This window comes from Nocardia ignorata NBRC 108230 (assembly GCF_001612905.1).
GTDB classification, from domain to species: Bacteria; Actinomycetota; Actinomycetes; order Mycobacteriales; family Mycobacteriaceae; genus Nocardia; species Nocardia ignorata.
The window spans coordinates 182,850-209,506 of the sequence record NZ_BDBI01000017.1 but is presented as its reverse complement, the minus strand read 5'-3'; the positions used below and the strand labels follow the sequence as shown (position 1 = coordinate 209,506).

Annotated in this window: 24 protein-coding genes; 5 read left to right on the top strand and 19 right to left on the bottom strand. The window is 68.6% G+C overall.

The window, feature by feature from the left end; translation table 11 throughout:
- Positions 1–6: 6 nt before the first annotated feature.
- Genes casG through NI2_RS15970 form a run of 3 tightly spaced genes read right to left on the bottom strand, consistent with a single transcriptional unit; the run spans position 7 to position 4,192 of the window.
- The gene (casG, locus tag NI2_RS15980; protein WP_067491518.1) at positions 7–1,659 is read right to left on the bottom strand and encodes a steroid-24-oyl-CoA synthetase; all 1,653 of its coding nucleotides are present in this window, start codon (positions 1,657–1,659) and stop codon (positions 7–9) included.
- Complete coding sequence (locus NI2_RS15975) at positions 1,656–2,825, bottom strand: serine hydrolase domain-containing protein (RefSeq protein ID WP_067491517.1); 1,170 nt, start codon at positions 2,823–2,825, stop codon at positions 1,656–1,658. Before NI2_RS15975 ends, casG begins: the two co-directional genes overlap by 4 nt.
- Positions 2,822–4,192: a flavin-containing monooxygenase gene (locus NI2_RS15970; protein ID WP_067491516.1), complete on the bottom strand. Its 1,371-nt coding sequence runs from the start codon at positions 4,190–4,192 to the stop codon at positions 2,822–2,824. The genes NI2_RS15975 and NI2_RS15970 overlap by 4 nt, the downstream gene beginning before the upstream one ends.
- 107 nt (positions 4,193–4,299) lie before the next feature.
- On the opposite strand from NI2_RS15970, the gene NI2_RS15965 reads away from it, so the two are divergent.
- Positions 4,300–4,917 carry a TetR/AcrR family transcriptional regulator gene (locus NI2_RS15965; protein WP_084476454.1) on the top strand — a complete coding sequence of 206 codons (618 nt, stop codon included), beginning with the start codon at positions 4,300–4,302 and terminating at the stop codon, positions 4,915–4,917.
- A 2-nt stretch (positions 4,918–4,919) separates the two neighbouring features.
- Here NI2_RS15965 and NI2_RS15960 read toward each other — a convergent pair whose 3' ends face one another.
- The 3 genes from NI2_RS15960 to NI2_RS15950 all read right to left on the bottom strand — a co-directional run bounded on the left by NI2_RS15960 (position 4,920) and on the right by NI2_RS15950 (position 8,250).
- Entirely contained in the window at positions 4,920–7,478 is a 2,559-nt protein-coding gene (locus tag NI2_RS15960; RefSeq protein WP_067491514.1) for a winged helix-turn-helix domain-containing protein, read from the bottom strand.
- Between the two features lie 155 nt (positions 7,479–7,633).
- A complete protein-coding gene (locus tag NI2_RS15955) occupies positions 7,634–7,849 on the bottom strand; it encodes a DUF8691 family protein (RefSeq protein WP_067491732.1) in 216 nt (71 codons plus the stop codon).
- A 68-nt stretch (positions 7,850–7,917) separates the two neighbouring features.
- A complete protein-coding gene (locus tag NI2_RS15950) occupies positions 7,918–8,250 on the bottom strand; it encodes a TfoX/Sxy family protein (RefSeq protein WP_067491512.1) in 333 nt (110 codons plus the stop codon).
- A 146-nt stretch (positions 8,251–8,396) separates the two neighbouring features.
- Between NI2_RS15950 and NI2_RS15945 the strand changes: the two genes are divergently transcribed.
- The gene (locus NI2_RS15945) at positions 8,397–8,825 is read left to right on the top strand and encodes an Ig-like domain-containing protein (protein ID WP_067491510.1); all 429 of its coding nucleotides are present in this window, start codon (positions 8,397–8,399) and stop codon (positions 8,823–8,825) included.
- A gap of 56 nt (positions 8,826–8,881) precedes the next feature.
- Here the strand turns inward: NI2_RS15945 and NI2_RS15940 are convergent, their stop codons facing one another.
- From NI2_RS15940 to NI2_RS15895, 10 genes are all read right to left on the bottom strand, one after another.
- The gene (locus NI2_RS15940) at positions 8,882–9,847 is read right to left on the bottom strand and encodes an alpha/beta hydrolase (RefSeq protein WP_067491508.1); all 966 of its coding nucleotides are present in this window, start codon (positions 9,845–9,847) and stop codon (positions 8,882–8,884) included.
- 78 nt (positions 9,848–9,925) lie between these two features.
- Positions 9,926–10,120 carry a hypothetical protein gene (locus NI2_RS33840; RefSeq protein ID WP_133733821.1) on the bottom strand — a complete coding sequence of 65 codons (195 nt, stop codon included), beginning with the start codon at positions 10,118–10,120 and terminating at the stop codon, positions 9,926–9,928.
- Positions 10,121–10,175: 55 nt separating this feature from the next.
- Positions 10,176–10,757: a TetR/AcrR family transcriptional regulator gene (locus NI2_RS15930; protein WP_067491505.1), complete on the bottom strand. Its 582-nt coding sequence runs from the start codon at positions 10,755–10,757 to the stop codon at positions 10,176–10,178.
- 25 nt (positions 10,758–10,782) lie between these two features.
- Positions 10,783–11,673 (bottom strand): hypothetical protein, encoded by an 891-nt coding sequence (locus NI2_RS15925; protein WP_067491502.1) that lies wholly within the window; start codon positions 11,671–11,673, stop codon positions 10,783–10,785.
- A gap of 274 nt (positions 11,674–11,947) precedes the next feature.
- Positions 11,948–12,694: a sirohydrochlorin chelatase gene (locus NI2_RS15920; RefSeq protein ID WP_084476453.1), complete on the bottom strand. Its 747-nt coding sequence runs from the start codon at positions 12,692–12,694 to the stop codon at positions 11,948–11,950.
- Positions 12,688–13,926 carry a uroporphyrinogen-III synthase gene (locus NI2_RS15915; RefSeq protein WP_067491501.1) on the bottom strand — a complete coding sequence of 413 codons (1,239 nt, stop codon included), beginning with the start codon at positions 13,924–13,926 and terminating at the stop codon, positions 12,688–12,690. Before NI2_RS15915 ends, NI2_RS15920 begins: the two co-directional genes overlap by 7 nt.
- On the bottom strand, positions 13,923–14,300 hold the full coding sequence (gene nirD / locus NI2_RS15910) for a nitrite reductase small subunit NirD (protein ID WP_067491499.1): 378 nt from the start codon (positions 14,298–14,300) through the stop codon (positions 13,923–13,925). The genes NI2_RS15915 and nirD overlap by 4 nt, the downstream gene beginning before the upstream one ends.
- 63 nt (positions 14,301–14,363) lie before the next feature.
- Positions 14,364–16,910 carry a nitrite reductase large subunit NirB gene (gene nirB / locus NI2_RS15905; protein ID WP_067491497.1) on the bottom strand — a complete coding sequence of 849 codons (2,547 nt, stop codon included), beginning with the start codon at positions 16,908–16,910 and terminating at the stop codon, positions 14,364–14,366.
- A gap of 30 nt (positions 16,911–16,940) precedes the next feature.
- Positions 16,941–18,380, bottom strand: a complete 1,440-nt coding sequence (locus NI2_RS15900; protein ID WP_133733822.1) for a nitrate/nitrite transporter — start codon at positions 18,378–18,380, stop codon at positions 16,941–16,943.
- A gap of 266 nt (positions 18,381–18,646) precedes the next feature.
- Positions 18,647–19,798 (bottom strand): MFS transporter, encoded by a 1,152-nt coding sequence (locus NI2_RS15895; RefSeq protein WP_243749809.1) that lies wholly within the window; start codon positions 19,796–19,798, stop codon positions 18,647–18,649.
- 294 nt (positions 19,799–20,092) lie between these two features.
- Here NI2_RS15895 and NI2_RS15890 point away from each other — a divergent pair, with 294 nt between their 5' ends.
- Together NI2_RS15890 and NI2_RS15885 are read left to right on the top strand one after the other, a co-directional pair.
- A complete protein-coding gene (locus tag NI2_RS15890; RefSeq protein WP_067491493.1) occupies positions 20,093–20,764 on the top strand; it encodes a FadR/GntR family transcriptional regulator in 672 nt (223 codons plus the stop codon).
- Between the two features lie 150 nt (positions 20,765–20,914).
- Positions 20,915–22,396 (top strand): MFS transporter, encoded by a 1,482-nt coding sequence (locus NI2_RS15885; protein WP_067491488.1) that lies wholly within the window; start codon positions 20,915–20,917, stop codon positions 22,394–22,396.
- A gap of 55 nt (positions 22,397–22,451) precedes the next feature.
- Here the strand turns inward: NI2_RS15885 and NI2_RS15880 are convergent, their stop codons facing one another.
- The 3 genes from NI2_RS15880 to NI2_RS15870 all read right to left on the bottom strand — a co-directional run bounded on the left by NI2_RS15880 (position 22,452) and on the right by NI2_RS15870 (position 25,789).
- Entirely contained in the window at positions 22,452–23,303 is an 852-nt protein-coding gene (locus NI2_RS15880; RefSeq protein ID WP_067491486.1) for a TIGR02569 family protein, read from the bottom strand.
- A 108-nt stretch (positions 23,304–23,411) separates the two neighbouring features.
- Positions 23,412–24,593, bottom strand: a complete 1,182-nt coding sequence (gene moeZ / locus NI2_RS15875) for an adenylyltransferase/sulfurtransferase MoeZ (protein WP_067491485.1) — start codon at positions 24,591–24,593, stop codon at positions 23,412–23,414.
- Positions 24,594–24,700: 107 nt separating this feature from the next.
- Positions 24,701–25,789 carry a DUF3152 domain-containing protein gene (locus NI2_RS15870; RefSeq protein ID WP_443093643.1) on the bottom strand — a complete coding sequence of 363 codons (1,089 nt, stop codon included), beginning with the start codon at positions 25,787–25,789 and terminating at the stop codon, positions 24,701–24,703.
- 194 nt (positions 25,790–25,983) lie between these two features.
- On the opposite strand from NI2_RS15870, the gene fasR reads away from it, so the two are divergent.
- Complete coding sequence (gene fasR, locus NI2_RS15865; RefSeq protein WP_067491484.1) at positions 25,984–26,652, top strand: HTH-type transcriptional activator FasR; 669 nt, start codon at positions 25,984–25,986, stop codon at positions 26,650–26,652.
- The last annotated feature ends 5 nt before the right edge of the window (positions 26,653–26,657 follow it).

Sequence of the window (26,657 nt, the reverse complement as noted above, 5' to 3'; positions counted from 1 at the left end):
GTCCTTCTACACCGCGAGGTCGCGCCGGGTGACCTTGCCGGTCGCGTTGCGCGGCAACGCGTCGGCGGTGATCCGCCAGCGTGCGGGCACCTTGAAGTAGGCGAGCCGGGCGGCGAGGTACTCGCGCAGTTCGTCCTCCTCGACCGTGCCCGGTTCGGCGACGACCACGGCCGCCACCTCTTGGCCCAGGTCGGGGTGCGGCACGCCGAAGACCGCGCAGTCGGTGACCGAGGGGTGTTCGACGAGGACGTTCTCGATCTCGGTGGGGTACACGTTCTCCCCGCCGCGCAGGATCAGGTCGGTGCGCCTGCCCGACACGGTGAGCCTGCCGTCGGTCATCGTCCCGAAATCGCCTGAGCGCAACCACCTTCGGTCGTCGAGGACCTCCACCGTCGCGGACTCGTTGTTCCAGTAGCCGAGCATCACGTACTGGCTGCGGATGAAGATCTCGCCTTCGGTCCCGTCGGGCAGCACCGCGCCGTCGGGGTCACGGATCTGCACCGACACCCCGATGATCGGCCTGCCGACCGACCCCGCGTCGGCCAGCAGATCCAGCGGTGTCGCCACGGTCGCGGCGGTGCCGCTCTCGGTGAGCCCGTAACTGGTGGTCAGCGACAGCGGGACTCCGGCGAGGTGTTCGCGCAGCCGCTCGAGCAGGGCGGGCGCCGAGGGCGCGGAGTTCAGCGACAGTGCCGCGAGCGTCGACAGGTCGTAGCCCGACACGTCGTGGTCGAGCAGGCGGGTCGCCATGGTCGGCACCGCCGCCCAGTTGGTGACGCGTTCCCGCTGGACCAGGGTCAGCACCCGGTCCACGTCGAAGGCGCCGTGCGGGAACACCGCCGCCGCACCGGTGGCCAGGCGCGGGATCACCAGATTGTGCAGGCTGGCGATGTGGAACAGCGGCGCGGTGACCAGGTACCGACGCTCGCTCGGCCCGTCTCCGACCGGTTGACCGGTGAACGCCGCCTGCATGGCATCGGTGAAGCGGTGATATTCGGTGATCGCCAACAGGTTTCGCTGGGTATGCACCACGCCTTTGGCGCGCCCGCTCGTTCCGCTGGTGTACAGGATGACGGCCGGGTCGTCCTCTGCCACCGCGGTTTCCGGCATCGCGGCACCCCGGTACTCCGCGACGAGGGCGGGCAGGTCTTCCTCGAAGGTCAACACCGGCACGTCACTGCCCGTTTCGGCCAGCCGCGCAGACCTTTTCGCGTCGGCGACCACCACCTTCGGGGTGGTGTGGCCGAGTGCGTAGGCGATTTCCGGCGGCGCCCACCAGGCGTTGTAGCCCACCGGGATGGCGCCCAGACATTGCGCCGCCCAGAAGGTGACCACCCAGTCGGGACCGTTGGCGGCCAGGATCGCGACCCGGTCGCCCTTGCCGACGCCGTGGCGTTCGGCCAGCGCGGTCGCCAGCGCACCGACCGCCGCAGCGTGCTCGGTGAAGCCGACCCGGCGGTCCTCGGTGACGAGATAGTCGCGATCACCCCAGGTCAGCGAGTGCTCGAGCAGCTCACGCAGACTGCGCCGCCGACGCGCGAACACCGGCATCGGCGCACCGAGCACCTCTTCGACCGTCATCTCGAAGGGCGCGCCGGGCGCGGTGAGTCCGGCCGCCACCTGCGCGACGAACACCTGGGGGTCAACGGCTTCGGTCATGAGGTCCTCCCTCGAGAACGGTCGGTTCCGGCGACCGCGTCGAAGACCGCCTTCAGATAGTTGTCGATCCGATCCGATCCGATCACGCCCGGCGCCATCCGATTCATGGTGTAGGCGAAGGTGATTCGGCGATCCAGGTCGTTGACCACCATGGCGCCGCCGTAGCCCGCCCACCAGCAGACCCGGCCGTCGGGGATGTGTGGGTAGGTCTCGGGGCGCGGCAGGCCGTAGCCGATGCCGAACCGCAGCGGGGCGAGCAGCGCCAGGTCGAGGCCGTCGGCCTGCTCGCGGAAGATCGACTCGATCGTGGCGGGCGAGAGGAATCGCCTGCCGCCGAGCTCACCACCGCACGAAACCAGGGACTGCACGCGAGCGACCGAACGCGCGTTGCCGTGCCCGTTGACCGCCCCGAGCTCGGCGGAACGCCAAGCGGGAGTCGCTGTCTCGGCGATATCGAGTAGCGGGCTCGTCAGCGTTTTGACGAGGATACTGTCGGGGTCGAGCGCGGACATGTCGAATTCGCGGTGCGGCGGTGCGACGAGCGTGGCGATCCGGTCGGCGTGCTCGGGTCCGGTGCCGATGTGGAAATCCGCGCCGAGTGGTCCCGCCAGCTCGGTGGCGAAGAACTCGCCGAGGGTGCGACCGGTGATGCGCCGCACCAATTCCCCGACCAGATGCCCGTAGTTGAGGGCGTGATAGCCCGAGGCCGTGCCGGGTTCCCACCACGGTGGCTGAGCGGCGAGCCGGGCGGCGGCGGCTTCGGTGTCGTAGATGTCGGCGAGCGCGATGGGCCGTTCCCAGCCCGAGACGCCCGAGGTGTGCGACAGCACGTGCCGCACCTCGACGCGGTCCTTGCCCTCGGCAGCGAATTCGGGCCAGTACCTGGCCACGGGTGCGTCGAGGTCGAGGTCGCCGCGATCCACGAGCAGCAGGGCGCACAGGGCGGTCATCGTCTTGGTCACCGAGAAGACGTTCACCAGGGTGTCGGCCTGCCAGGCCACGGCGCGGTCGGGGTCGGCGTGACCGCCCCACAGGTCGAGGACGGGATCGCCGTCGACCGTCACGCACAGCGACGCGCCGAGCTCGGCGCCCGTGGCTAGCTGCTCGTCGAATACCGCTCGCACCTGCGCGAAGTCGTCCCGGCAGAAGCCCGCTGCGCGCGTCATCGGCTGGCCTCGGCCTGGGCGCGGGCGGGTACCGGCAACGTATTGCCCGCGGCTGCGGCACGTTTGGCCCCGCGCTCGAGCTCCTTGGTCAAGCCGCGGACGTACGGCTCGAATTCGACCTGGATGGTGTGGCGTGGCGAATCGTAGTACCGCCCGGCGCGGGCATCGAGCCGTTCGTCGACCTCGGCGTCCATCTCGGCCCGCGAGGGCAGGTGATAGCGGCCGGTGAGGTAGGCGGCGACCAGCTTGGTCTGCTGTTCGGCGAAGTTGACCAGCGTCGGAGTCGGTTGTGCCAGCCCGAGATAGAACAGATTGTCCACCGAGGGCCGCATCATCATCTGGAACAGCGGGAACCGGTTGTCGCTGTCCGGCACCAGCGACGGATCGGTGAAGAACGGGAAGCTGATGTGATAGCCGGTGGCGCACAGCACCACGTCGACCTGTTCGCGCGAGCCGTCGGCGAAATGGACTGTGTCACCGTCGAGCCGGGTGATGGCGGGCTTGCATTCCACATCCCCGCAGCCGGCGCGGTGCAGGAATTCCTCACTCGCCGACGGGTGCGCCTCGAACGGTTCGTGATCCGGTGCGGGCAGACCGTAGTTCTGCATCAGACCGCGATTCTTGCGCACGAAGCGCTGCTTGAGTTTCAGCGCGACCTTCGGCGGCATCCACTTGGGCATCGACCGGCGGTCACCCACCTGACCGCGCACGTATTTCGGGAGCACCCACACCCCTCGCCGAGCCGACACGAACAGCCGTTCGGCCAGGAAACGCTGGGACAGTTCGGAGGCGATATCGAGCCCGGAATTGCCCATGCCGACCACCACGATGCGCTTGCCACGCATGTCGATGGGATCGAAGGGGTCGTTGTAGGCGTGGCTGTGCATGAGCACACCGTCGAAATCACCGGGGTAGTCCGGCATCCGGGGGTCCCAGTGGTGGCCGTTGCAGACGATCAGCGCGTCGAAGACCTCGGTGTCACCGGCGGCCGTCACCAGCCAGCGGCCGTCGTCGGTCCGCTCGGCCGCGGTGACCAGCGCGTCGAACCTGATCCGGTCGCGCAGGCCGAAATGGTCGACGTAGTCCTTGAAGTACTGGTGCAGTTGCGAATGGTGCGGGAAGTCCGGCCAGTCCGCGGGCGCGGGAAAGTCCTCGAACTGCAGGCGGTACTTGGACGTATCGATGTGCAGGCTCTGATAGCAGGCCGACATGCCGTTGGGATTGCGGTAATACCAATTGCCGCCGACCTCGTCGGACGCCTCGTAACAGACGAACGGAATGCCGTACTCGGCAAGGCGTTTGGCCGCCGTGATACCCGACGGGCCCGCACCGATGACGCAAACCCTCGGCAGCTCCGGTGTATTCATGCACAACTCCTCATCGACTCACGCTCGCCGACGTGACCCGCACCACACGATAGCGGTTCGCTGGACACAGCGTCCAGTGAATGAGCATGCCGTCTACGATGGTCCTCATGTCGCCGGAACCCACCGCCCAGCGAGGCTCGCTGCGCGAGGAACACAAGCGCCTGACCACGGCACGCATCGTCGACACCGCGCGCACACTGTTCGAGACCCACGGCTACTCCTCGGTCCGGGTCGACGACATCGCCGCCGCCGCGGGCTGCAGCCGGGCCACCTTCTACCTGCACTTCACCGGGAAACCCCAGGTGCTGCGCGCCATCGCCAACCAGGGCACACTCACCAGCGTCAGGATGGTCTACGCCGACCTCGACCGCGTGCTCACCACCGGATCACGCGCGGCGTTCGCCGACTGGATGGCCCGCGCCATCGACTGGTTCTTCGTGAACAAGGACATGCTGCCCGCCTGGGACGAAGCCACCGCGGTGGAACCGGAATTCCGCAGGCTGGCCCGCGAGGGCATCATGACGCTGGCCGACAGCATGCCGGACTATCTCGCCCGCTGGCCCGAGCACCGGCGCGAGGAAGCCCGGTTACGGATCGAACTGCTCGTCGCCCAGCTCGAGCGGTTCTTCACCCGCTGGGCCATGCAGGGCACCATCGACGTGACCGCCGAACAGGCCGCCGAAGTCCTCACCGACGTCTGGTTCCCCGCGCTGCGCGCCCCGTGAACTCAGAGCAGGCCGACGCACCGCGCCTGCGCGATGGCCGCACCGCGCGCGTTCACACCGAGCTTCTGATAGATGCCGCGCAGGTGCGTCTTCACCGTGTTCACCGAGACCCCCAGGTCGGCGGCGATGCTGGTGGCGGTCAACCCCGACGGAAGACGGCGCAGCACAACGAGTTCGGTGTCGGTGAGCCGTGGTGCGTCGGCCATGGCGCCACGGTGGGCGCGCACGTGGTCGACGAAGGCGTCGTAGCGACCGAAGTGCGAACCCAGCCGGTCGAGCAGTTCGGCGGCACCCGGCACGTCCAGGAACGGACGGATCAGGTGTTCCCCACCGGCGTGGGCAAGGGCCTGGTCGAAGGCGTCCTCGACCTTGCGCGGACGATCGAGCTGGTCGGCGGCGACCGCGATGAGCAGCCACGCGGCCACGGCCTGGCCGTCGGTGACCTCGCCGACCAGCGGTGTCAGCAGCGGTAGGACGGCGGCCGGGCGCTGGGTGTGCAGGGCAAGGGCGGCTTCGGCCAGCTGGGTGTCGACGGTCTTGCCGAGCACCCGGGTCGCATGGTCGACGAGAGCGCGCGCCTCGACCTTGGCATGCACCCGCAGCAGTAGCCACAGCACCTCGGTGACCAGGTTTCCGGCACCGAGCAGCGCCGGGGCGTCGTCGAGCAGGTGGTGCAGGCGCCTGCTCAGGGCGGTGGCCGCGGCGGCACGGTCGATGGTGTCGTCGAAGGCGAGGACGCCGATGACGATGCGGGCTTGGCGCAGCAGGGCGGGGGTGGTCGTGTCGTCGGCCGACAGGTCGGGCAGCGGCTTGCCGTAAGCGCAACCCTGCCGGTGCGCGCCGTAGGCGGCGGTCACGCGGGCCATCGCGGCCTCCGACGATCCGGTGAGCCCGTAGCGATCAGCGCACTCGAGGGCTTGGGCGGCCAGCACCCGCAGCTCACCGACCCGGCCCGTGATGCCCGATGCCGCCGCGACCGCCGTGCGTGCCCGTACCGCGACGCGACCGAGTCCCGCCTCCTCGGCGTAGACCACCGCATGCCGCAAAGCCGCTGTGCCGCTGACGATCCGGCCGCCGAACACTTCGGCCGCACCGCAGTGCAGTGCCACATAGCAGTCGAGATCGGTGTGACCGGTGACCGGCGGCAACTGCCACCGCATGGAGGCCGAATCACCGGCCAGCACGGCCACCCCCGCGCTCACCGCGTGATCGAGCGCGGCGATCCACTCGGCCGGGACCAGTGCCGACCCCGGCCACGAACCCACATGGGCCGCCTCCAAATACACTTCCGCCGCGGCGATCTCACCGTCTTCCACCGCGACGGCGGCGCGCAACAACCCGACGAACGTGTCGTCCGACAGGCCGGGTACCTGATCGAGGGCGTGCAACAGCAGGTGACCCTTGCCGTCGAGCACCATCCGTACGCCCCACTCCCACAGGAACGACGCCAGTCCAGGCGCACCCGGTTCGGCGAGCACATGGTCCAGGGCGCACCCGGGCAGGGCGGCGCCGGTGAACCACTCGGCGAGGTGCCGGTGCAAACCGGGCAGGCGTTCGGCCCTGGTGTGCGCGGCCTCGGCAAGCAGGTAGGCGCGCAGCAGCGGGTGATAGGTGTACCAGAGCTGTCCGTCGGTGGCGACCGTGTGCAGCGGGAAGCTGGCACGCAGCAGTTCGTCGAGAATGCGCGACGCGGCCGGGCCGAGCAGTTCCTCGGCCATCGGCAGGCAGAAGCGGGTGGGAACGGCTGTGGTGAGCAGGAATTCGACGGTGCGTGGGGGCAGCGTCTCGATGAGTTCGGCGACGAGGAAGTCGGCGACCGCGTGGGTCGGTGCGGCCAGCGCGGTGAGGGCGGTGCTCCGGTCGTCGGTGCCGAGCGAGATGGCGGCGATCCGGACCAGGGCGGCCCAGCCGCGGGTGAGCTCGTGCAGGGCGGCGAGGTCGGTGTCGTCGAGGTGGCAGTCGTGCTGGGCGAGCAGCTCGGCGACACGATCCGGCGGCATGGCCAGCTCGGTCGCGCCGAGGCGGGTGAGCCTGCCCGCCAGGTCGAGCACGTGCCAGCGCAGTGGCGGTTCGAAACGGCCGCCGAGCAGCGCGGTGATCTTCGGCGGCAGCCGGGTGAGCAGGTACTCCAGACCCGCGAGTTGCAGTGGGTCGGTGAGCAGGTGGACATCGTCGATGACGAGGACGGTCTCCTCGGTGTCGGCGAGCGCGGCGACGAGGTCGGCGGCACGGTCGGCGGGCGTGCGCAGGACACCGTCGGGAACGGACGCGGCCGTCGGGTCGAGCGCCCGGGCCACGGCTGCGAGCAGATCGGCGCCCGGGCTGGTGCACACCGTCAGCCAGGCCAGCCGTGGCGCGGGCCGGGCGGTGTTCACCCAGTCGACCATGGCCACAGTCTTACCGCTGCCTGCCGGTCCGCACACCAGGACGACGTGCCCCGGCGCGGTGCGTGCACTGTCGAAAGCCGCGGTCGCCGCGTCACAGCGCACGGGGGCGAAGGACAGTTCGGGAACGCGGTCCTCGGTCCCACGGCCGGCCACAGCTATCGCGGAGCGTGCCATCACGAGCCTCCTGAACTCGAGTTCTCACCTGCCCCCGACATCGTGTGCGAGTTCGACGGTAGGCCACGCGGGCGCCACGAGTTTGCTGGTGACGACATCTCGACGTGCTCGTTACCAGATCGACGCAGGCTCTTTGCGTGGCCCGCCCCGTCACCTCAGTCGGGCAGGCGTGACATCTCGAGCAGCGTGAGGCCGAGGGTGTCGATCCGCGCCAGAATCCCCCGCACAGCGGTGCTGTCGGCGACCGTGCCGAACAGCGTCGTTGTCCCGGCCGCAGCATGATCGCTGGGAATGAGCTCGGGAAACGCCGCGAGTACACGATCGGACAGTTCGCCCTCGAGGACGAATTGATAGCGCAGCGGCCCGGACATGATGTCAGTCTTGCAGTTCGCGCCCGGGTCACACCTCACCCGAGGCGGGTGAAATCGGCGGTGGCCGATTATTTGCTGGGCAGGGCCTCGGCGAAGGCGACGCCGCGGGTCACCCAGTCCCGCAGCGACGCATCGTCATCGACCGCCTCGGGGGCGACGCGTAACCAGCCGCTGAGCTCGCGGCCACCCATCACCATCGGCGACACCGCCGACCCGTCGAGCAGCGTGTCGCCTTCGGCCGGATCGACGCGCACCAGCAATCCCCCCTGTCCGCTGGCGGCGACGGCCATGTTGCCGCCGATCAGGAACGCGAGCCCACCGAACATCTTCTTCTCGGCGAGATCGGCCCGAGGATAGACGATCTCCCGGATCCGCTCGGCGAGTTCCTCGTCGTATGCCATGGGCCGAGTATGCGCCGGGGCACCGACAGATTCACTCTGCTTTCCCGGCCGCCAAAATTTTAAACATCTCTTTTTCTGTTTCCGGGACCTCGGCCGAACCGACTGGCTAATCTCGCGCTCACCACAGCTCGACACAGGAGAACACCATGCAGACCTACCAGGCACGGCGCACCGGCTTCGGCCTCACAGCGTTCACCGCGATCGCGGCGGCGGCCGTGCTGACGGCACCGCAGGCCTCGGCGCTCGTCCAGAGCATCGCGGTGAGTGGCACCACCCACTACGTGGGCACCCCCTACACCGTGACGGCCGACGTCACCGCCACGTCGTTCCTGTTCAAGGTGACCTTCACCGACAACGGCACGCAGATCGGCGAGCCGGTCGCGGTCAGGGACGGCAAGGCGACCATCAGCTGGACACCGACCACGCCCGGCGCCCACGAGATCAAGGCGGTGCAGGAACTCATCAGCTCCAAGACCGTCACCGTGCAGGTCTCCGAGAAGCCGACCACCCCGCCCGACGGTGGCAGCACCGGCTCCGCCGATCTGGGCGGACTACTCACCGGTTCGGCGAGCTAGCTCCCGGCACGACGACGGCCGCCACGTGCTGCGTGGCGGCCGTCGTCGTGTGTGGTTCAGACGCCGAGGGCGGCGGCGAACATCGGCCAGGAGTCGTGCACGTCGTCCTGCCAGTACGGCCAGGCGTGCGTGCCCGCGGCCCGGAAGCGGACGTCGGCGGGGATACCGAGCTGACCGAGGCGTCCGGCGAGCGGTCCCGAGCAGCTGCCGACGACGGCTTCCATGGTGCCGCCGACCAGGACCCGGTCGAGCAGCACACCGACATTGCCCGCGATGCTCGGATCGTTGAGCGCCTCGTGCGGGCCGGGGGCACCGTTGCCCGAGGACAGGTACACCGAGGTCCCACGCAACCGATCCGCGTGCAGCACCGGATCATTGGCCACCCACGCCGGGTCGCCGGGTCCGCCCCACATGTTGTCGGCGTTGGCGCCGAAGGTGGCGAGCTGAGAACGGACGAGGGTCTGGGCCAGCGGGTTCGCGGTCTGCGTGCAGCCGCTCAAGGCGCCGACCGCGCGGTAGCGGCCCGGTGCGGCGATGGCGAGGTTCAGCGCCGAGGTGGCCGACATCGACAGTCCCGCGACGCCGTTGGCACCGGTCATGCCGAAGCGGTCGTCGAGCAGTGGGGGCAACTCGCTGGTGAGAAAGGTGGTCCACTTGTTGCGGCCGAGAACCGGATCGTCACGTTGCCAGTCGGTGTACATGCTGGCCCGGCCGCCGATCGGGACGATCACATTCACCGGCTTGTCGGCGAAGAAGTCGACCACATCGGTGCGCCGCATCCACGGCCCGCCGCTCTCCCCGCCGTCGACGGCGTTGAGCAGGTACAGCGCGGGCGCGCCCGGACCGGGATGCGACATCCACAGGGTGATCGGCCGGTTCATCGCCGCCGAATGGACGACGACCTCGAACTGCCTGCCGCCGAGCGGCCGGACCTCGAGGATCGATGAATTCGCCGATGCCGCAGGTGAGACGACCACACCGCAGCCGAGCAAGACGAGCAGACAGCACAACAGCCGACGCATGCGCACGAGTGTGCCGCATCGATCAATAGATACCGTGCATTGACGGCGAATGTGTCCGTGTCGTCCCGTATGGGTGGGCTAGGGCGTTTCGGCGGGTACCCGGGCTGCCCGGACGACGCCGGCGAGGACATCGTCGACATCCGACGCGGTGACGCCGATGGTGATGGGTGGCCGTGAGCTCAGTGGCTCGTTAAGCGTCACCGCCGAGGCGGTCGATGACGATGCGTCGCTGCGGGACTCGGTGGCCCGCGGCGTCGCCTTCGCTGAAGGCATCCGGACTCCCGGCGAGGCCGACCGCGAACCGGGTGCGCCGGGTCGAAGCGGTGTGTCAGCTGAGGAGGGTGGTGACGATCCGGTTCGCGTCGCGTAGGCGGGCGGCGGCGTTCGGGGTGCGTTCGAGGACCCAGACGCCCTGGAGGAAGACGAGCAGGAAGCGGGCCAGGGCGCGCGGGTCGCTGCCGGGAGCGAGTTCGGCTTGGGCGCGGGCTCGGGTGAGGGCGCCGGTCAGCGCGGTTTCGGTCCGGGCCCAACTGGATTCGACGGCTCGGGCGACCTCCTGGTCGCGGGCGGCCAGTTCTACCGCCGACGTGGTGACCAGGCAGCCGAGGAAGCGGTCCTCGCTGCACGACTCGCGCACGAACTGGTCGATCAGCGCGCGCACGGCGGGCAGCGCCGGACCAGGCACGGACAGCTGCGTGGTGACCCGCTCGTCGACGACCTCCAGGTGCCGCTGCAGTGCCCGCATGAACAGGTCGTGCTTGTTGCCGAAGGTGGCGTAGATGGAACCCCTGGCGATGCCGAGATGCTCGGTGAGATCGGCCATCGAGGTCGACTCGTACCCGCGCTCCCAGAACAGATCCAGTGCGCGGCCCAGTACCACATCGGGGTCGAATTCCTTGGTGCGCGCCACTGTTCGAGCCTAACAGCGCCGCTGGTCAGCGGGGTCCCGCGAGCGGGTACTGCGGGTAGGCCGGGCGGGCGGGCGCGAAGAAGGGCGCCGACTTCGGGTTCCAGAGCAGCACCACGGCTCCGAGCCCGATGGCGAAACCCGCGAGGGTGAACGCCAGCGCTCCCGGGGTGACGCCCAGGTCCGCCACCATCCCGAGTACCGCGTAGAGCGTCGAGAGGACGTTGAAGCCGAAGAATATGGTCGAGGTGATTCGCGCCCAGTTCTTCCCGGCCCGGCACGCGAACGCCATCCATATCCACAGCCCCACCGTGATCAGTGCCCCGACCACCGTCGCACCGACCGTCGCGTACACGAGGACATCGAGGCTCGAGCCGCGGAACATCCCATCGGAGGAGTCGAGAAGGGTCGTGCGAACGGTGTCGATGTCGGTGAGCGAATACGCCCCGCCGAGAAACGCCACCGCCGCCCCGACCAGCATCACGATGAACGCCATCCGGATGTTCTCCGGAACCACCCGCGGCTCGGTCTCCGCCGGCTCTGGCACATACGCGGGATACGGCGCGGGGGTAAACACCAGCCCACCCGGCTGCCCACCGACATAAGGCTGTCCTGGAGAAGCGCCGGGTGGGAACTGCGCACCGATCGCCTGCCCGGACGGATAGGTCTGGCCGCCCGGCTGCTGCCCGGGTACATAGGGCTGCCCCGGAGCAGTGCCAGGCGCGAACTGCCCGCCGATCGGCTGCGCGGGCACAGGCTGACCTACAACGGGCGGCTGACCCGGCACATACGGCTGCTGACCCGGTGCGAAGGGAGCGGCAGCCGGGGCAGGCGGCTGCGGGACGGCCACTTCGTCGGCGGGGTACGACGTCAGTTCGTTCGGCTCCTGCGCGTACTGCTTGTCGTCCGAACCGGACATGAGCGGGTACCCCCTTCGATGGAAACCACACCACCCTATCGCGACCGGCACCTACAACCGCATCCGAAGCGGACCCCGACCCGCCCACCACGCAGGGGAAGTTCGGGCCGACATCGGTGCGGTCGCCGATCGCCTGCGACCGACGGCGCCGACGGAGGTTTACCCGCGATGTGTTCGCGCTCATGCTCGCCCTGAGCGGGTCAGCCGACGAGCCGCACCCTACGTGACCACGGATGCAGGCGAGGGCTGCGCGGCTTCTTCGAAGGCGACAGTCTCAGCGGAGGTTCGCGCGTGCCAATTCGCGGGCGGCGGTGCGGTAGCGGTCGGCGATCAGGCGGACGACCGCGGGGTGGACGCCGATCGGTTCGGCGACGCCATCGGCGCCCGCGTCGTGCAGGCGCTGATGGAACAGGCCGTGGGCCAGCAGGTACGACGCGATGAACACCCGCTGCGAGCCCGATTCACGCAGGGCCGCAACGACTTCCGGGACGCGCGGAGCGCCGGTGGCCACGTAGGCGATCCGCACCGGTGCGGCGAGCTGCTCGGCGAGCATTCCCGCCGCGCGCCGGACATCCTGGCGCGCACGGGAATCCGACGAACCGGCGGCCGCGAAGACCACCGCGTCACCGGGCTGCCAGCCGGCCGCGCGCAGGCGCATCGCCATGATCCTGGTCAGTGCGGGGTCAGGACCCATGGCGGGGGTCACCGCGACAGCGGTGTGTCCGCTCTCGGCCACCTCACGCGGAACGTCTTGGTACACGTGGTAACCCGATGCCAGGAACGCCGGGACCACCACGGCCGGGCCGTCGAGGTCACGCAGCACCTCCGACGGCGACGGGCCGAGCACATCGACGAAAGCGGTGCGCAGCAACGGGTTCGGGCCGGTGGTGTCCATGCCGCAACCCAGTTCGGTGCCGACCGCGTCGGCGAGGGCGGCGATCATCTCCACCCCGCGCGCGCTGCGGGTGCCGTGCGCGACGAGCACGAGGGCCGGCTCACCCGGCCGCGCCGCGCTCACCACACCCCGATCGTCTGGCTCCGCGCCGACCGCGCGGGAGTGCCGATGCCGGCGGCGTGCGGCGGCTGCACCGGCGGACGCGACGGCGCGTCGGAGCAGTCGGCCGCGTCGAGGGCGAGGCGGTAACCGCGCTTCACCACGGTCTGGATGGCCTTCGGCGTGCCGAGTCCCGCGCGCAGGCGGGCGATTGCGGTTTCCACCGCATGGGTGTCGTCGCCACCTCCGGGCAGCGCCGACAGCAGATCCTCACGCGAGACCACCCGACCAGGCTGACGGGCCAGCGACCGCATCAACGCCATCGGCGCGGGCGCGAGCTGACGAACCTCACCGTCGACCACAACGCAGCCACCGCGCACGCTGATGAGGTGCCCGGCCGCGTAGATCCGGCTGGCGCGGCGCGGCAGTTCCTCGGCCACGTGGCGGGCGAGCGCACCCAGCCGCGCCCGGCCGGGCATGGTCGTCGGCACGCCGAGTTCTTCCAGCGGCGCGGCGGTGATCGGGCCGACACAGGCGGCGAGCACTCGTCCGCGCAGGGCGTGCAGCACCGACTCGAGCAGCCCGGTTTCCTTGGCGCGCATGAGAAGTGAGGCCACGGCGGGGGCGCTGGTGAAGGTGACGCAGTCGAGGCTGCCGGAGATGATCGCGTCGATCATCGAGTCCATCGGGCCGCGATCGGCGGGCGGTTCCCACCGGTACACGGGCACCGGAACCACATCGGCGCCCGCGCAGCGCAGCACCTCGCAGAAGTCGGGCACCGGTTCCCACTCGGTGGTCGCGCCATGCAGCTGCACAGCGATGCGCACACCCTCGACACCCTCGGCGAGCAGGTGGTCGAGCACCTCGGCCGACGACTCGGACGCGGGCGACCACTCTTCGCGCAGCTCAGCGGCCCGGATGGCGCCCTTGGCCTTGGGCCCACGGGCGAGCATGCGGGTGGCGGCAAGGGTGTCACGCAGCGTCTCGGCCAACCCCCAGCCCTCGGCGGCCTCCATCCAGCCACGGAAACCGATGCCGGTGGTCGCCACGGTGATGGCGGGCGGGTCGGCGATGAGCTGTTCGGTGACCCGCTCGAGTTCGGTGTCGTCGGCGAGCGGGATGATGCGGATGGCGGGCGCGCTCACCACGGTGGCGCCACGGCGGGTGAGCAGGGTGCCGAATTCCTCGGCGCGACGAGCAGCGGTGATACCGATGGTGAAACCGGCGAGACAGGGTCCCGCTTCGGGCACAGAATTCATGAAGTCACCGGTTCGTTCGACACCGAGACGATGCCTGCGTCGAGTCGCACGGCATACACCGGCAGCGACTGGGTCTCATCGTCGAGGCAGCGGCCGTCGATGAGGGAGAAAGCCTGCTTGAGCAGCGGCGAGGCCACCACCGGGACCCCGCCCCGGTCGCCGACGATGCCGCGCGACATGACCGCGGCCCGGCCGAACGGATCGACATTGCCCACGGCGGCCAGCGTGCCGTCGGGTAGCAGGAACAGGGCGGCCTGCTTGCCGCCGTCGAGCAGGACAGCGACGCCGCGTCCCGGAATAAGGAAATCGAGTCGGCACGCCTGGGTCCAGGTCGTGGTCTCGGTGGTGATGGTGGGTGTGTCGATAACGGTCATCGGTTCCTCCTCCGAACGCCTTACCTATTGGTACAGGCGCCCTGTTTCCACAGGGTTAAGCGCTTATTTCCCGGCTGCTGCTGTGTCCGAGCCAACACCGGCGGGCATCCCCGGCAGACCGAGAAGCACTGGCACCTTGCGTTCGCCGCTCTCGTCGAAGGCGATCGTCGGGTCGGCCTCGTCAGGGGCATTGACGAAGGAGACGAAGCGCGACAGCTTGTTCTCGTCCTCGAGTACCGCGGCCCACTCGTCCTTGTAGCCGTCGACGTGCTTGGCCATGGCGGCCTCGAGGTCGGCGGCGATGCCGAGGCTGTCGTCGCACACGACGGCCTTGAGGTAGTCCATGCCGCCTTCGAGGGCCTCCTGCCAGGGCGCGGTGCGCTGCAGGCGGTCGGCGGTACGGATGTAGAACATCAGGTAGCGGTCGATGTAGCGGATCAGCGTCTCGTCGTCGAGGTCGCCTGCCAGCAGCACGGCGTGCTTGGGGGTGAGACCACCGTTGCCGCCGACATAGAGGTTCCAGCCGTTCTCGGTGGCGATCACGCCGACATCCTTGCCACGGGCTTCGGCGCATTCACGCGCACAGCCCGACACCGCCAGCTTCAACTTGTGCGGCGAACGCAGGCCCCGGTAGCGCTTCTCCAGCAGCACGGCCATGCCGACCGAGTCCTGCTGGCCGTAGCGGCACCAGGTGGAACCGACGCAGCTCTTCACGGTACGCAGCGACTTGCCGTAGGCGTGCCCGGATTCCATGCCCGCGTCGACCAGGCGCTTCCAGATCAGCGGCAGCTGCTCGACGCGGGCGCCGAACAGGTCGATGCGCTGACCACCGGTGACCTTCACGTACAGGTCGAATTCCTTGGCGACCTCGCCGATCACGATCAGCTGCTCGGCGGTCACCTCACCACCGGGCATGCGCGGCACCACCGAGTAGGTGCCGTTCTTCTGCAGGTTCGCCAGGAAGTGGTCGTTGGTGTCCTGCAGCGCGGCCTGCTCGCCCTCGAGGATGTGGTCGCTCGAGGTGGAGGCGAGGATCGAGGCGACGGTCGGCTTGCAGATATCGCAACCCGAACCCTTGCCGTGCTTGGCGATGAGCTCCGAAAACGTCCGGATACCGGTGACATTCACGATGTCGAACAGTTCGGCACGCGACTGCTCGAAGTGCTCACACAGCGCCTTGGACAGCGCGACACCGGACTGCTCCAGCAGCTTCTTGATCATCGGCACACAGCCACCGCAGGAGGTACCCGCGTTGGTGCAGCCCTTCACGGCCGGGATATCGCAGGCACCCTCGGCGATGGCTCCGCAGATGGCGCCCTTGCTCACGTTGTTGCAGGAGCAGATCTGCGCGTCGTCGGGCAGCGCGTCGGCACCCAGTTCGGCGCCGGCCGGGGAGATCAGCGAGGCCGGGTCGGCGGGCAGCGGACGCCCGACCAGCGGGCGCAGCGCGGCGTAGGCCGACGCGTCGCCGACCAGGATGCCGCCGAGCAGGATCTCGGCGTTGTCGGAGACGACGAGCTTGGCGTAGGTGCCCTTGGCGGCGTCGTGCAGCACCACCGACAGCGCGCCCTCGGTGGTGGCGTGCGCGTCACCGAAGGAGGCCACGTCGACGCCCATCAGCTTCAGCTTGGTCGACATGTCGGCACCGGGGAACTCGCCCGCACCGCCCAGCAGGCGGTCGGCGACGATCTCGGCGGTGGTGTAACCGGGCGCGACCAAGCCGTAGCAGACGCCCTCGACGGCGGCGCATTCACCGATCGCGTAGATGTCGGGGTCCGAGGACTGCAGGCTCAGGTCGGTGAGAATGCCTCCGCGCGGGCCGATTTCGAGCCCGGCGTCCTTGGCGACGGAGTCGTGCGGGCGGATACCGGCGGAGAACACCACCAGCGAGGCGTGGATCTCGGACTCGTCGGACAGGTGCAGCTTGACGCCGCCGGTCTCTTCCTCGATCGACTCGATCTTGGCGGTGCCCACCCCCGTGTGCACGTTCAGACCGATGTCGGAGACCAGCTTCTCCAGGATCGCGCCACCACCGGCGTCGACCTGGGCGGGCATCAGGCGGTCGTTGTACTCGATGACGTGCGGGGTCATGCCCATCAGGCGCAGCGCGTTGGCCGCCTCCAGGCCGAGCAGGCCCCCGCCGATCACCACACCGTGCGCGCCGGGTCCGGCCTTCTCGGCCGCGGCGCGGATGCCGTCCAGGTCCTCGATGGTGCGGTAGACGAAGCACTCGGGCAGGTCGTGGCCGGGCACCGGCGGCACGAAGGCGTAGGAACCGGTGGCCATCACCAGCGCGTCGTAGGCGATGACGTCACCGGTGGAGGTGGTGACGGTCTTGGCCGCGCGGTCGATGGACTCGCCGCGCTGGCCGAGCCGCAGCTCCACCAACTCGTCGCCGTCGTACATGTTGCCCGGCAGCGCCAGGTCGTCGGGGTTCCAATTGCCGACGTAGTAGGACAGGCCGACGCGATCGTAGGCGGGCAGCTTCTCCTCGGAGAGCACGACCACGCGCCACTGTCCGGCGTCGTCGCGCGAGCGAAGGGCCTCGACGAAGCGGTGTCCGACCATGCCGTGGCCGACCACGACCACTGTCTTGCGAGTGCTGTTCATGAGAGTGACCTCCTGGATTGTGGTCGGTTGTCAGCGAGCCGACGAAGTGCTGGATTCGGCCTCGAGGACCAGGGATTCGGCCTCGGCCACGACATCGGAATCGACGGCGACCCGGGGGCGGCGCAGGAACACCGTCCAGGTGACCGCGGCGCAGACCACGTAGAAGGCGAGGAACACCCAGAACGCGGTGGTCGCCGAGGCGGTGCTGGCGTAGGAGGAGCGGAGCACCATGTTGATGCCGACGCCGCCGAGTGCGCCGATGGCGCCGACGAAACCGATCAGGGCGCCGGAGGTGTTCTGCGACCACGCGGCCTGTTCGGCGCGCGGCAGCGGCAGGCTCTTGGACTTGGCCTCGAACACCGACGGGATGATCTTGGTGACGGCGCCGTTCCCGAAACCCGACAGGATGAACAGGGCGATGAAGCCGGCGACCAGGATGGTCATGGTCGATCCGGTGGCGATGCCGTTGTTGCGGTCGGCCAGCGTCGACGCGAAGATCACGACCAGCGCGGCGGCCATCATGGCGCCGAAGGTGGCGATGGTGACCTTGCTGCCACCGATACGGTCGGCCATCTTGCCGCCGTAGGGGCGGGCGAGCGAACCGAGCAGCGGACCGATAAAGGCGATCGAGGCGGCGTGGATGGCGGCCTGGGTGGCGGTGTCGCCACCGGCCTTGAAGCTGATCTGCAGGATCTGGCCGAAGGCGAAGCTGTAGCCGATGAACGAACCGAAGGTGCCGATGTAGAGGAAGGCGATGGCCCAGGACTGCGGCACGCGCAGGGCCTTGAGCATGTAGGACATGTCGGCCTTCTGGTTGGTCAGGTTGTCCATGTACAGCGCGGCGCCGACCGCGGTGACACCGACCAGGACCAGGTAGACCGCGCAGATCACGTAGGCGTAGTCGCCACCGAGAGTGACCAGCACGAGCAGGCCGAGCAGCTGGATCACCGGCACGCCGATGTTGCCGCCGCCGGCGTTCATGCCCAGCGCCCAGCCCTTGAGCCGCTGCGGGTAGAAGGCGTTGATGTTGGTCATCGAGGAGGCGAAGTTGCCGCCACCGAAGCCGGCGAACGCGGCGACGATCAGGAACGTGGTGTAGGAAGTGCCCGGCTGGTTGACGAAGTACAGCGTCAGCAGCAGCGGCACGAGCAGCAGGAACGCGCTGAAGATGGTCCAGTTGCGACCACCGAAGCGGGCCGTTGCCACGGTGTAGGGAATGCGCAGGAACGCGCCGACGAGCGTGGGCATGGCGACGAGGAAGAACTTGCCCGCCGGATCGATGCCGAACTTGTCGGTGGGCATGAACAGCACCATCACCGACCAGATGGACCACACCGAGAAACCGATGTGCTCGGCGATCACCGACCAGATCAGGTTGCGCTTGGCAACGTCCTTGCCGCCGGCCTCCCAGGCCGCGACATCTTCGGCATCCCAGTGCTCGATGTCGTGGTTACGCTTCAGCGTGCTCAAGTTGGGCCTCCCAAAAGTGCGATGGCCCAACGGTAGGAAATGGGTATTGCCGAAATGCTGCGGGAAATTGCGCTTGAATCAACGGTTTCTCACGCCGACCCGGTTACAGGGGTGAGATCAGCCCTTTTGTTTCGGGCATGTGACACAACGGTTTCCGCACGTAAGAAGGCGGCCGGAAATCATTCGAAACGCCCGTGAGGGTGTGATGTAGGTAGCATCGACCCGAACGCACCATTACGCAACTCGAACGGTGAGTTTTCTTCCGCTCAATTCCAGGTGTCTTCGAGCATGCGCGGTTTACAGGCCTGCCAGGCGCCGGTGAGCAACACACCGAGCGCGACGAGCAGCAGACCGAACGGGGCGAGCCAGCCACCGGTGGCGGTGTGCAGGATGCCGAACAGCAGCGGACCCACACAGGCGACGACGTAACCGACACCCTGGGTGAATCCGGACAGCGCCGCCGAGCCCTGCGGTGTACGGGTACGCAGGTTGATCAGCGTGAGCGCCATCGGGAAGGTGCTCGGGCCGAGGCCGAGCAGCACCACCCACAGCAGCGGCGCGCTCATCGGCGCGATCAGCAGACCCGCGAAAGCGATGACGAACAGCACCATGCACGCCACCACGACCGGGAACGGGTTGCGCATGCGCGAGACGACGGTCGGCGCACCGAGCGCGGGGATCAGGCCGATCAGCGCGAACAGCGCGACCATGTTGCCGCCGAAGGCTGCGCTCGCGCCCGCGTCGGCCAGGATGGTCGGCAGCCAGGTGAACATGGCGTAGGTGGTGAGCGAGGTCATGCCGAACATGCCCGCCATGCCCCAGGCCACCGGGGAACGCCACACTTTGCCTGTGGCCGTCGGCGTTTCGGTCGGCAGCGCGGTGGTGTCGGCCTTGTCGCGGCCACGGCGGTCACGCAGGACGACCAGCCACGGCACCGCCGCGGCGAAACCGACGAGCGCCCACACGCCCATCGAGATGCGCCACCCGTGCGCCTCGGCCAGCGGCACCGCGACGAACGCGGGGATGACCGTGCTCAGCTGCACCATCACGATGTAGAGCGAGGAGATCGACGCCAGCCGATCGGCGAAATACCGCTTGACCAGCGGCGGAATCACCACATTGCCGATACCCATGCCGAGCAGCGCCACCCCGGACAAGGCGAGCAGCTCGCCGGTGCCGGCGGAGAACACGCGGGCGAGCGAACCGAATCCGGCCAGCAGCATCGCCAGCAGAACCGTGCGCTCCAGCCCGAAACGCCGCACCGCGAACGGGGTGACCAGCCCGGCGACGCCGAACATCGCGGTCGGCAGCATGCCGAACACGCCGACGATGGCGGTGCCGTACCCGATGTCGTCACCGATCTGCTCGGCCAGCGGGCTGAACGCGGTGACGGCGGCACGCAGGGTGAGCGCCGACATGATGATGGCCGCGAGAACCAGCAGCCGTCCCTCGATCAGCGACCGACGGGTGAGCTGCTCGGACTCCGCCTGATAGACCTCGGCGGGCGGATTCGGGAGCGCACTCCCACCATCGACCGCATCCCATCGACCATCGACCTGCCCATCCACAGGGGTGAGCCGGGTCAAGGTTTCGGAGGAGGGCGGAGGAGTCACAGACGAAATCATAGGATGACCCGATGATCGACGCCAGCAAATGTGAGCGAAAAGTCAGGCTCGAGTACCGGCCTGCCGCTTTGCCTTACGCTGGCTCACGTGCAACCCGTCCGGCGCTCCAGCCTCATCGCCCAGGTGACCGAACAACTGCGCGCCGAAATCCGGTCGGGCCGTTGGCCGGTCGGCGGCCGTATCCCCACCGAACCCGAGCTCACCGAACTCACCGGCACCGGCCGAAATACCGTGCGTGAAGCCGTGCAGGCCCTGGTCCACGCGGGCATGCTCGAGCGCCGCCAGGGTTCGGGCACCTACGTGATCGCCACCTCCGAGGTGGGCGGCACACTCGGCAAGTACTTCGCCGACGCCGAGGAACGCGACATCCTCGAATTGCGCCAGGCGCTCGACACCACCGCCGCGGGCTTGGCCGCGCGCCGCCGCGACGACGCCGATATCGCCAACCTGCGCCGCCTGCTCGCCGAACGCAACGACCGCGACTGGACCAAACCCGACCCGGTGGCCATCGCCGCCGATGTGGAATTGCACCGCGCGATCGTCGTCGCCAGCCACAACGCCGTGTATCTGGAGTTCTACGACTCGCTGCTGCCGGTGATCGAGCAGGTGATCCACGCGCGCACCGCCAAATCCGACGACGCCTACGACAGCGAGCACATCGAACTGGTGCAGGCCGTCATCGACGGCGACGCCGAGCGCGCGATGCAGGCGGCGCGCTGCTTCCTCGGCTCGCTCATCGCCGAGTACCCGGATCGTTGAGTTTCGCCGGGTAACCGAGCTGTCACCCCGACGGGAACGGCGCGGTGAGCCCGAGTTGGCTCGAATGTCACCTGAGGCCATTGTCACGCAACAACCGGCTTCTACCGTTTCTCTCGACACCGCATCACGCGCCCGATCGAGAGGAAGCCGATGACCGCAATCGCCGCCACCGGCCAGACGACAGACACCGCGTCGTTCGAGTATGAGAAGAAGGGCCGCTGGCTGACCCAGTGGGAGCCCGACAATCCGAAATTCTGGGAATCGGGCGGTGAGAAGACCGCCAAGAAGAACCTGTGGTTCTCGGTGTTCGCCGAGAACCTCGGCTTCAGCGTCTGGGTTTTGTTCGGTTCCATCGTCACCGCCATGGGCGCCGCGGGCTTCACGTTCCTGGACGGCCTCGGCAAGGGCAACCCGACCGCCGTCGCCAACGCCCTGCTGCTGACCTCGGTGCCCACCCTGGTCGGCGCCACCCTGCGCATCCCCTACACCTTCGCCGTCCCCAAGTTCGGCGGTCGGGCTTTCACCGCCTTCAGCGCGGGCATGCTGCTGTTCCCGACGCTGGGCCTGGCGTACTTCGTCAACCAGCCGGGCACCCCGATGTGGGTGTTTCTGCTGCTGGCCGCGCTCGCCGGTGTGGGCGGTGGCAACTTCTCGTCGTCGATGGCCAACATCTCGTTCTTCTTCCCCGAGGGTAAGAAGGGCGCCGCGCTCGGCATCAACGCCGCGGGCGGCAATCTCGGTGTGGCACAGACACAATTGGCCGCGCCGCTGCTGATCACGCTCGGCACGCACCTGCTGGCCAAGGACGCCGCGGGCTACCGGTTCGGCCTCACCCTCGCCATCCTGGTCTGGGTGCCGTTCATCCTGATCGCCGCGTTCGGAGCGCTGCGCTACATGGACTCGATCACCTCGGCCAAGGCCGACGGCAAGTCCTACAAGCTGGCGCTGACCAACCCGCACACCTGGATCATGTCGTTCCTCTACATCGGCACCTTCGGTTCGTTCATCGGCTTCTCGTTCGCCTTCCCGACCCTGATCAAGGCCAACTTCCCGCACCTGACCCAGATCGGCTGGATCAGCATGGTCGGTAACCTCGCCTTCCTCGGCGCCCTCGTCGGGTCGTTCAGCCGCCCGGTCGGCGGGTGGATCTCCGACAAGGTCGGCGGCGCGCGCATCACGGTGATGGTCTTCACCGGAATGGCTGTGGCGGTCGCGTTGATCATGACCGCGCTGTCGATGAAGAGCTTCCCGCTCTACCTCGCCGCGTTCCTGCTGCTGTTCGTGCTCACCGGTGTCGGCAACGGCTCGACCTACCGGATGATCCCGTCGATCTTCGGCGCCACCGCCAAGAAGTACGCCGCCGAACACGGCATGCAGCTCACCGAGGCCCAGGCATCGGCACGTCGACAGGCCGGCGCCGCGATCGGCGTGATCGGTGCCGTCGGAGCCTTCGGCGGATTCATCCTGCAGCAGGCACTTCGCCTGTCCAACATCAACTTCGGCTCCATGGCCCCCGCCTTCTGGGCCTACGCCGTCGCCTTCGTCGTCATGGCGGGCGTCACCTGGTGGTGCTACCTGCGCACCTCCTTCGCCACCGACAAGGTCCCGTCCCTGGCCTACGCCAACGTCTGACACCACGAAAGCCGCGCCCGGAATCCCCGACCGGGCGCGGCTTTCGGCATTTCCGCTACAGGACCAGGCGGACCATATCGGCCGTGCGGGCAAGACCCGGAAAGGCTTCCGGGGTGGAGCGGGGGTGCAGGGCGTGCACGGCGAGGCGGAAGATCAAAGCGCGCAACAGCATCTGTGGCCATTCGGGCAGGCTCGACCAGCGTTCCAGGAGGCCGTCGTCACCGCCGCCCCAGGCCAGGGCGTCGACGACGACCACGCCCGCCGCCCAGGAGGCGGGGCGCCAGTACGGGGTGATGTCGGTGAGACCGGGGGCGTGGGTGCCGGAGAACAGGACCGTGCCGAACAGGTCGCCGTGGACGAGCTGGTCGGGGCTGCGCACCGGTTTGCGCAGAGTGGCCAGTTGGCCGATCAACTCGAGGCTGCGTTGGCCGTCGGGGGTCGCGGTGAGGGGGACGCCGCCCGCGCGAAGGGTCCGCAGCGGCACCGATTCCCAGGCGGCGCGGTCGGCGGCGACGAACACATCCACATCCACCCACGGCGCGACGGGCGGCTGCACCAGGAAACGCGGGCGCTCCAATTGTGCTGTCGCCTTGTGTAATCGCAGCGACACCGACACCACCTCGTCGTGGCGGGGTTCGGGAGCGCCGTCGATGAAGGTGTCGGCACGCCAGCCCGACACCACGTAGCGGCCGTCGGTGGCACGCACCGGACGCGCGACGCGCACACCGTCGACCGCGAGGGTTTCGCGCACCTTGGCCGACCACGCCGCGCGGGCGTGATCGGCCACCGGGCTCAGCACCACATCGCCGAGCCGCCAGCCACCGTCCCAGTCACCGAGGGAGACCGGCGTCACTTCGCGAAGACCGAATGTGGCCCGCACATGCTCGGGTGGTTCGACTGAAGTCACTGACGTCACGGCCGTACCGTAACCCTGAGGACGCGTCAACAGCCCGAAGGCACGCTGGCACGCGACCCCATTGCGACCTCCCCGCAATCAACGGCGGACCGGTACGGATCAGTACACGGGCAGCGACGGATCGACCTGTTTGGCCCACGCGACCACGCCACCCTGCAGGTGCGTGGCGTCGGCGAAACCGGCGCGCTTGAGCGCGGCCAGCGCCTCGGCCGAGCGGATCCCGGTCTTGCAGTGCAACACGATCGGCTTGTTCTGCGGCAGCTCCGAGAGTGCCTCACCGGAGAGGATGCGGTCCTTGGGGATCAGCGTCGCACCGTCGATGTGCACGATGTCCCACTCCACCGGCTCACGCACGTCGATGAGTTCGACCTTGTCGGCGTCGAGCATGTCCTTCAGCTCGGCGGCGGTGACGGTCGACCCGGCGGCGGCGGCCTGGCCCTCCTCCGACACCACACCGCAGAACACCTCGTAGTCGATCAGTTCGGTGATCGGCTGACGTTCCGGATCGCGGCGCAGTTTGATGGTGCGGTAGTTCATGTCCAGTGCGTCGTAGACCATCAGGCGGCCCAGCAGCGTCTCACCGATGCCGGTGATGAGCTTGATCGCCTCGGTCACCATCACCGAACCGATCGACGCGCACAGCACGCCGAGCACGCCGCCTTCGGCGCAGGACGGGACCATGCCCGGCGGCGGGGCCTCCGGGTACAGGTCGCGGTAGTTGATGCCACGGCCGTCGGGTGCGTCCTCCCAGAACACCGACACCTGGCCCTCGAAGCGGTAGATCGAGCCCCACACGTAGGGCTTGCCCGCGAGGACAGCGGCGTCGTTGACGAGGTAACGGGTGGCGAAGTTGTCGGTGCCGTCGACGATCAGGTCGTACTCGCCGAACAGCTCGACGGCGTTGTCGGGTTCGAGGCGGATCTTGTGCAGCCGCACGTCGATTCCCGAATTGATCTCGAGGATCGAATCGCGGGCGCTGTCGGCCTTGGACCGGCCGATGTCGGACTCGCCGTGGATGACCTGGCGCTGCAGGTTCGACATGTCGACCTCGTCGAACTCGACGATCCCGAGCGTGCCGACGCCCGCGGCGGCCAGATACAGCAGGGCGGGCGACCCGAGACCGCCCGCGCCGATCACGAGCACCTTGGCGTTCTTCAACCGTTTCTGACCGTCGACACCGAGATCGGGGATGATCAGGTGGCGGCTGTACCGCGCGACCTCATCTTTGGTCAGTTCCGCCGCAGGCTCGACGAGCGGCGGCAGGGACCCGTTGAAAGACACCTTCGGAACTCCTGTGTTTTTGGCGGCTGGCGCCGCAGGCCGTGTGTATCTGCAACACCGTCCGACGCCGTGTTCTTCCCGCCCATGGTCTCGCACCGGCGGAGCTCTCAGCCGCGCGGGTACGGCCAGGGATTGAAGCGGCAGGTCTTGCCGTCGGGGGGGACCACGCCGTGCGGGTCGAGCAGGGCGATGTCGTTGTTCTTGGTGCCGAAGGTCTGCTGCATCATGATCGGCGCCAGGCCACCCTCGGTCTCGCACGGCTGGTGGCCGTGGTAGCCGATGGCGTGGCCGACCTCATGGTTGACGAGGTACTGCCGGTAGGAACCGATGTCGCCGTCGAAGGCGAGCGCGCCGCGCACCCAGCGGGCCTCCGACAGCACCACCCGGTCGATGCTCGCGTTGTAACACGACGAGTCGATGGGGATCTCGAATCCACAAGCGGCGCGGGTGCTTTCGCGGGAGGTGAGCGAGAGCCGGAAGTCGGGTTCACCGACGTCGATGCGCTGGAACCCGAACTTGGGGTCCTTGGTCCAGCTCTTGGGGTTGGCCAGGGTGGTCTCCACCATCTTGGCCACGGCCACGTCACCACCGTAGGCCGAGGTGTCGATGCCGTCCTCCACCTCGACGGTGTAGCGGAACACCCGCTCGGTGCCCGCCCCGACCTGTGGGCCCGCGCCCGGCACCACATGCCAGGTGCCCGCACCGCGCTCGACGAACGCGCCACCCTCGGGGAGCGCGCCGAGCGGCAGATCGGCGGGGAACTTCCCGTCGCCGGGCGGCGCGCCGATGATGCCGGACTGGGCGACGTTCGGGCTCAATGCCCCGAACCCCGGGTCCGCCGGTGCGGGCGCGGCCCCGGTGCGCAGGGCGTCGACGATCACGAACACCGTCACCGCCAGCAACACCGGCAACGCGTAGGCGCGCCACCCGTAGGTGGAGACGAAGCGGCCCATCGCGCTCTGCTTCTTGGCGTCGCGTTGCGGGCTGCGCGGCCTGCCCGTGTCGGACTCGGTGGGATCCCAGCGTGCGCGGAGGGGCTGACGCGATCGGTCGGCCGGTTTACACAGCCCGAGGGGGTCGTAGACCTGCAGTTCCCGCCCTTCTGACTCCGAAGTCACTGAACCGGACTCGGTGGTTTGCGTGGGGCGAGCGACATCGCGCCCGCCGCCGGATGGTCGTTCCGGGCGGTCGGTCACCACACCAGATTCTCACAGGGGCCAAATCGGTGATGCGGGCGGCCGGGGAAGATCCGCCGGTTACGGCCCGGCGAACGTCCCCGCCTGGTACTACATTCCCAGGGCGAAACTCTGGGGGAACACTGAGCGAGTATCGTTCGTGGGACATCGGGCGCACATTCGCCTGCCTGGTGTAGTCGACAAAGAGAGCCGAGATGACTGACCTCGTGGACCGCATGACCTCGCGCCGATCGGTGCCGGAGACGGTCCCGGCAAAGCGCGGCACCCGCCTGCCTCGTGACGAGCGGCGTCAGCAACTGCTCCTCGCGGCGAGCGAGGTATTCGTCCAGCGTGGCTACCACGCCGCGGGCATGGACGAGATCTCGCAGGTGGCCGGTGTCAGCAAGCCGGTGCTCTACCAGCACTTCGCGAGCAAGCTGGAACTGTATCTGGCGGTTCTGCAGAACTATGTGGACATCCTGGTGTCGAGCGTGCGTCAGGCGCTGCGCTCCACCACCGACAACAAGCAGCGTGTGCGCGCCGCTGTCGCCGCCTACTTCGACTTCGTCGACAACGAGATGCAAGGCTTCCGCCTCGTCTTCGAGTCCGACCTCACCAGCGAACCGCAGGTGCAGCGCCGGGTGGAACAGGCCACCGAGGCCTGCGTCGACGCGGTGTTCGACCTGGTCGCCCACGACTCCGGTCTCGACCCGTACCGGGCGCGCATCCTGGCCGTCGGCCTGGTCGGCGCGAGCCAGTTCTCGGCGCGCTACTGGCTCGAGGCCGACCGCCCGGTCCCCAAGGACGAAGCGGTCGACACCACCGTCGCCCTGGCGTGGGGCGGCCTGAAGCACGTGCCGTTCCGCTTGTCGGGCGACCGCTAGAGCGC

Excerpts from the sequence above, each read along its gene's own strand:
- casG (WP_067491518.1), bottom strand. The coding sequence starts at position 1,659 with ATGACCGAAGCCGTTGACCCCCAGGTGTTCGTCGCGCAGGTGGCGGCC.
- NI2_RS15975 (WP_067491517.1), bottom strand. The coding sequence starts at position 2,825 with ATGACGCGCGCAGCGGGCTTCTGCCGGGACGACTTCGCGCAGGTGCGA.
- NI2_RS15970 (WP_067491516.1), bottom strand. The coding sequence starts at position 4,192 with ATGAATACACCGGAGCTGCCGAGGGTTTGCGTCATCGGTGCGGGCCCG.
- NI2_RS15965 (WP_084476454.1), top strand. The coding sequence starts at position 4,300 with ATGTCGCCGGAACCCACCGCCCAGCGAGGCTCGCTGCGCGAGGAACAC.
- NI2_RS15960 (WP_067491514.1), bottom strand. The coding sequence starts at position 7,478 with ATGGCACGCTCCGCGATAGCTGTGGCCGGCCGTGGGACCGAGGACCGC.
- NI2_RS15955 (WP_067491732.1), bottom strand. The coding sequence starts at position 7,849 with ATGTCCGGGCCGCTGCGCTATCAATTCGTCCTCGAGGGCGAACTGTCC.
- NI2_RS15950 (WP_067491512.1), bottom strand. The coding sequence starts at position 8,250 with ATGGCATACGACGAGGAACTCGCCGAGCGGATCCGGGAGATCGTCTAT.
- NI2_RS15945 (WP_067491510.1), top strand. The coding sequence starts at position 8,397 with ATGCAGACCTACCAGGCACGGCGCACCGGCTTCGGCCTCACAGCGTTC.
- NI2_RS15940 (WP_067491508.1), bottom strand. The coding sequence starts at position 9,847 with ATGCGTCGGCTGTTGTGCTGTCTGCTCGTCTTGCTCGGCTGCGGTGTG.
- NI2_RS33840 (WP_133733821.1), bottom strand. The coding sequence starts at position 10,120 with ATGCCTTCAGCGAAGGCGACGCCGCGGGCCACCGAGTCCCGCAGCGAC.
- NI2_RS15925 (WP_067491502.1), bottom strand. The coding sequence starts at position 11,673 with ATGTCCGGTTCGGACGACAAGCAGTACGCGCAGGAGCCGAACGAACTG.
- NI2_RS15915 (WP_067491501.1), bottom strand. The coding sequence starts at position 13,926 with ATGAATTCTGTGCCCGAAGCGGGACCCTGTCTCGCCGGTTTCACCATC.
- nirD (WP_067491499.1), bottom strand. The coding sequence starts at position 14,300 with ATGACCGTTATCGACACACCCACCATCACCACCGAGACCACGACCTGG.
- nirB (WP_067491497.1), bottom strand. The coding sequence starts at position 16,910 with ATGAACAGCACTCGCAAGACAGTGGTCGTGGTCGGCCACGGCATGGTC.
- NI2_RS15895 (WP_243749809.1), bottom strand. The coding sequence starts at position 19,798 with ATGTCGGCGCTCACCCTGCGTGCCGCCGTCACCGCGTTCAGCCCGCTG.
- NI2_RS15885 (WP_067491488.1), top strand. The coding sequence starts at position 20,915 with ATGACCGCAATCGCCGCCACCGGCCAGACGACAGACACCGCGTCGTTC.
- fasR (WP_067491484.1), top strand. The coding sequence starts at position 25,984 with ATGACTGACCTCGTGGACCGCATGACCTCGCGCCGATCGGTGCCGGAG.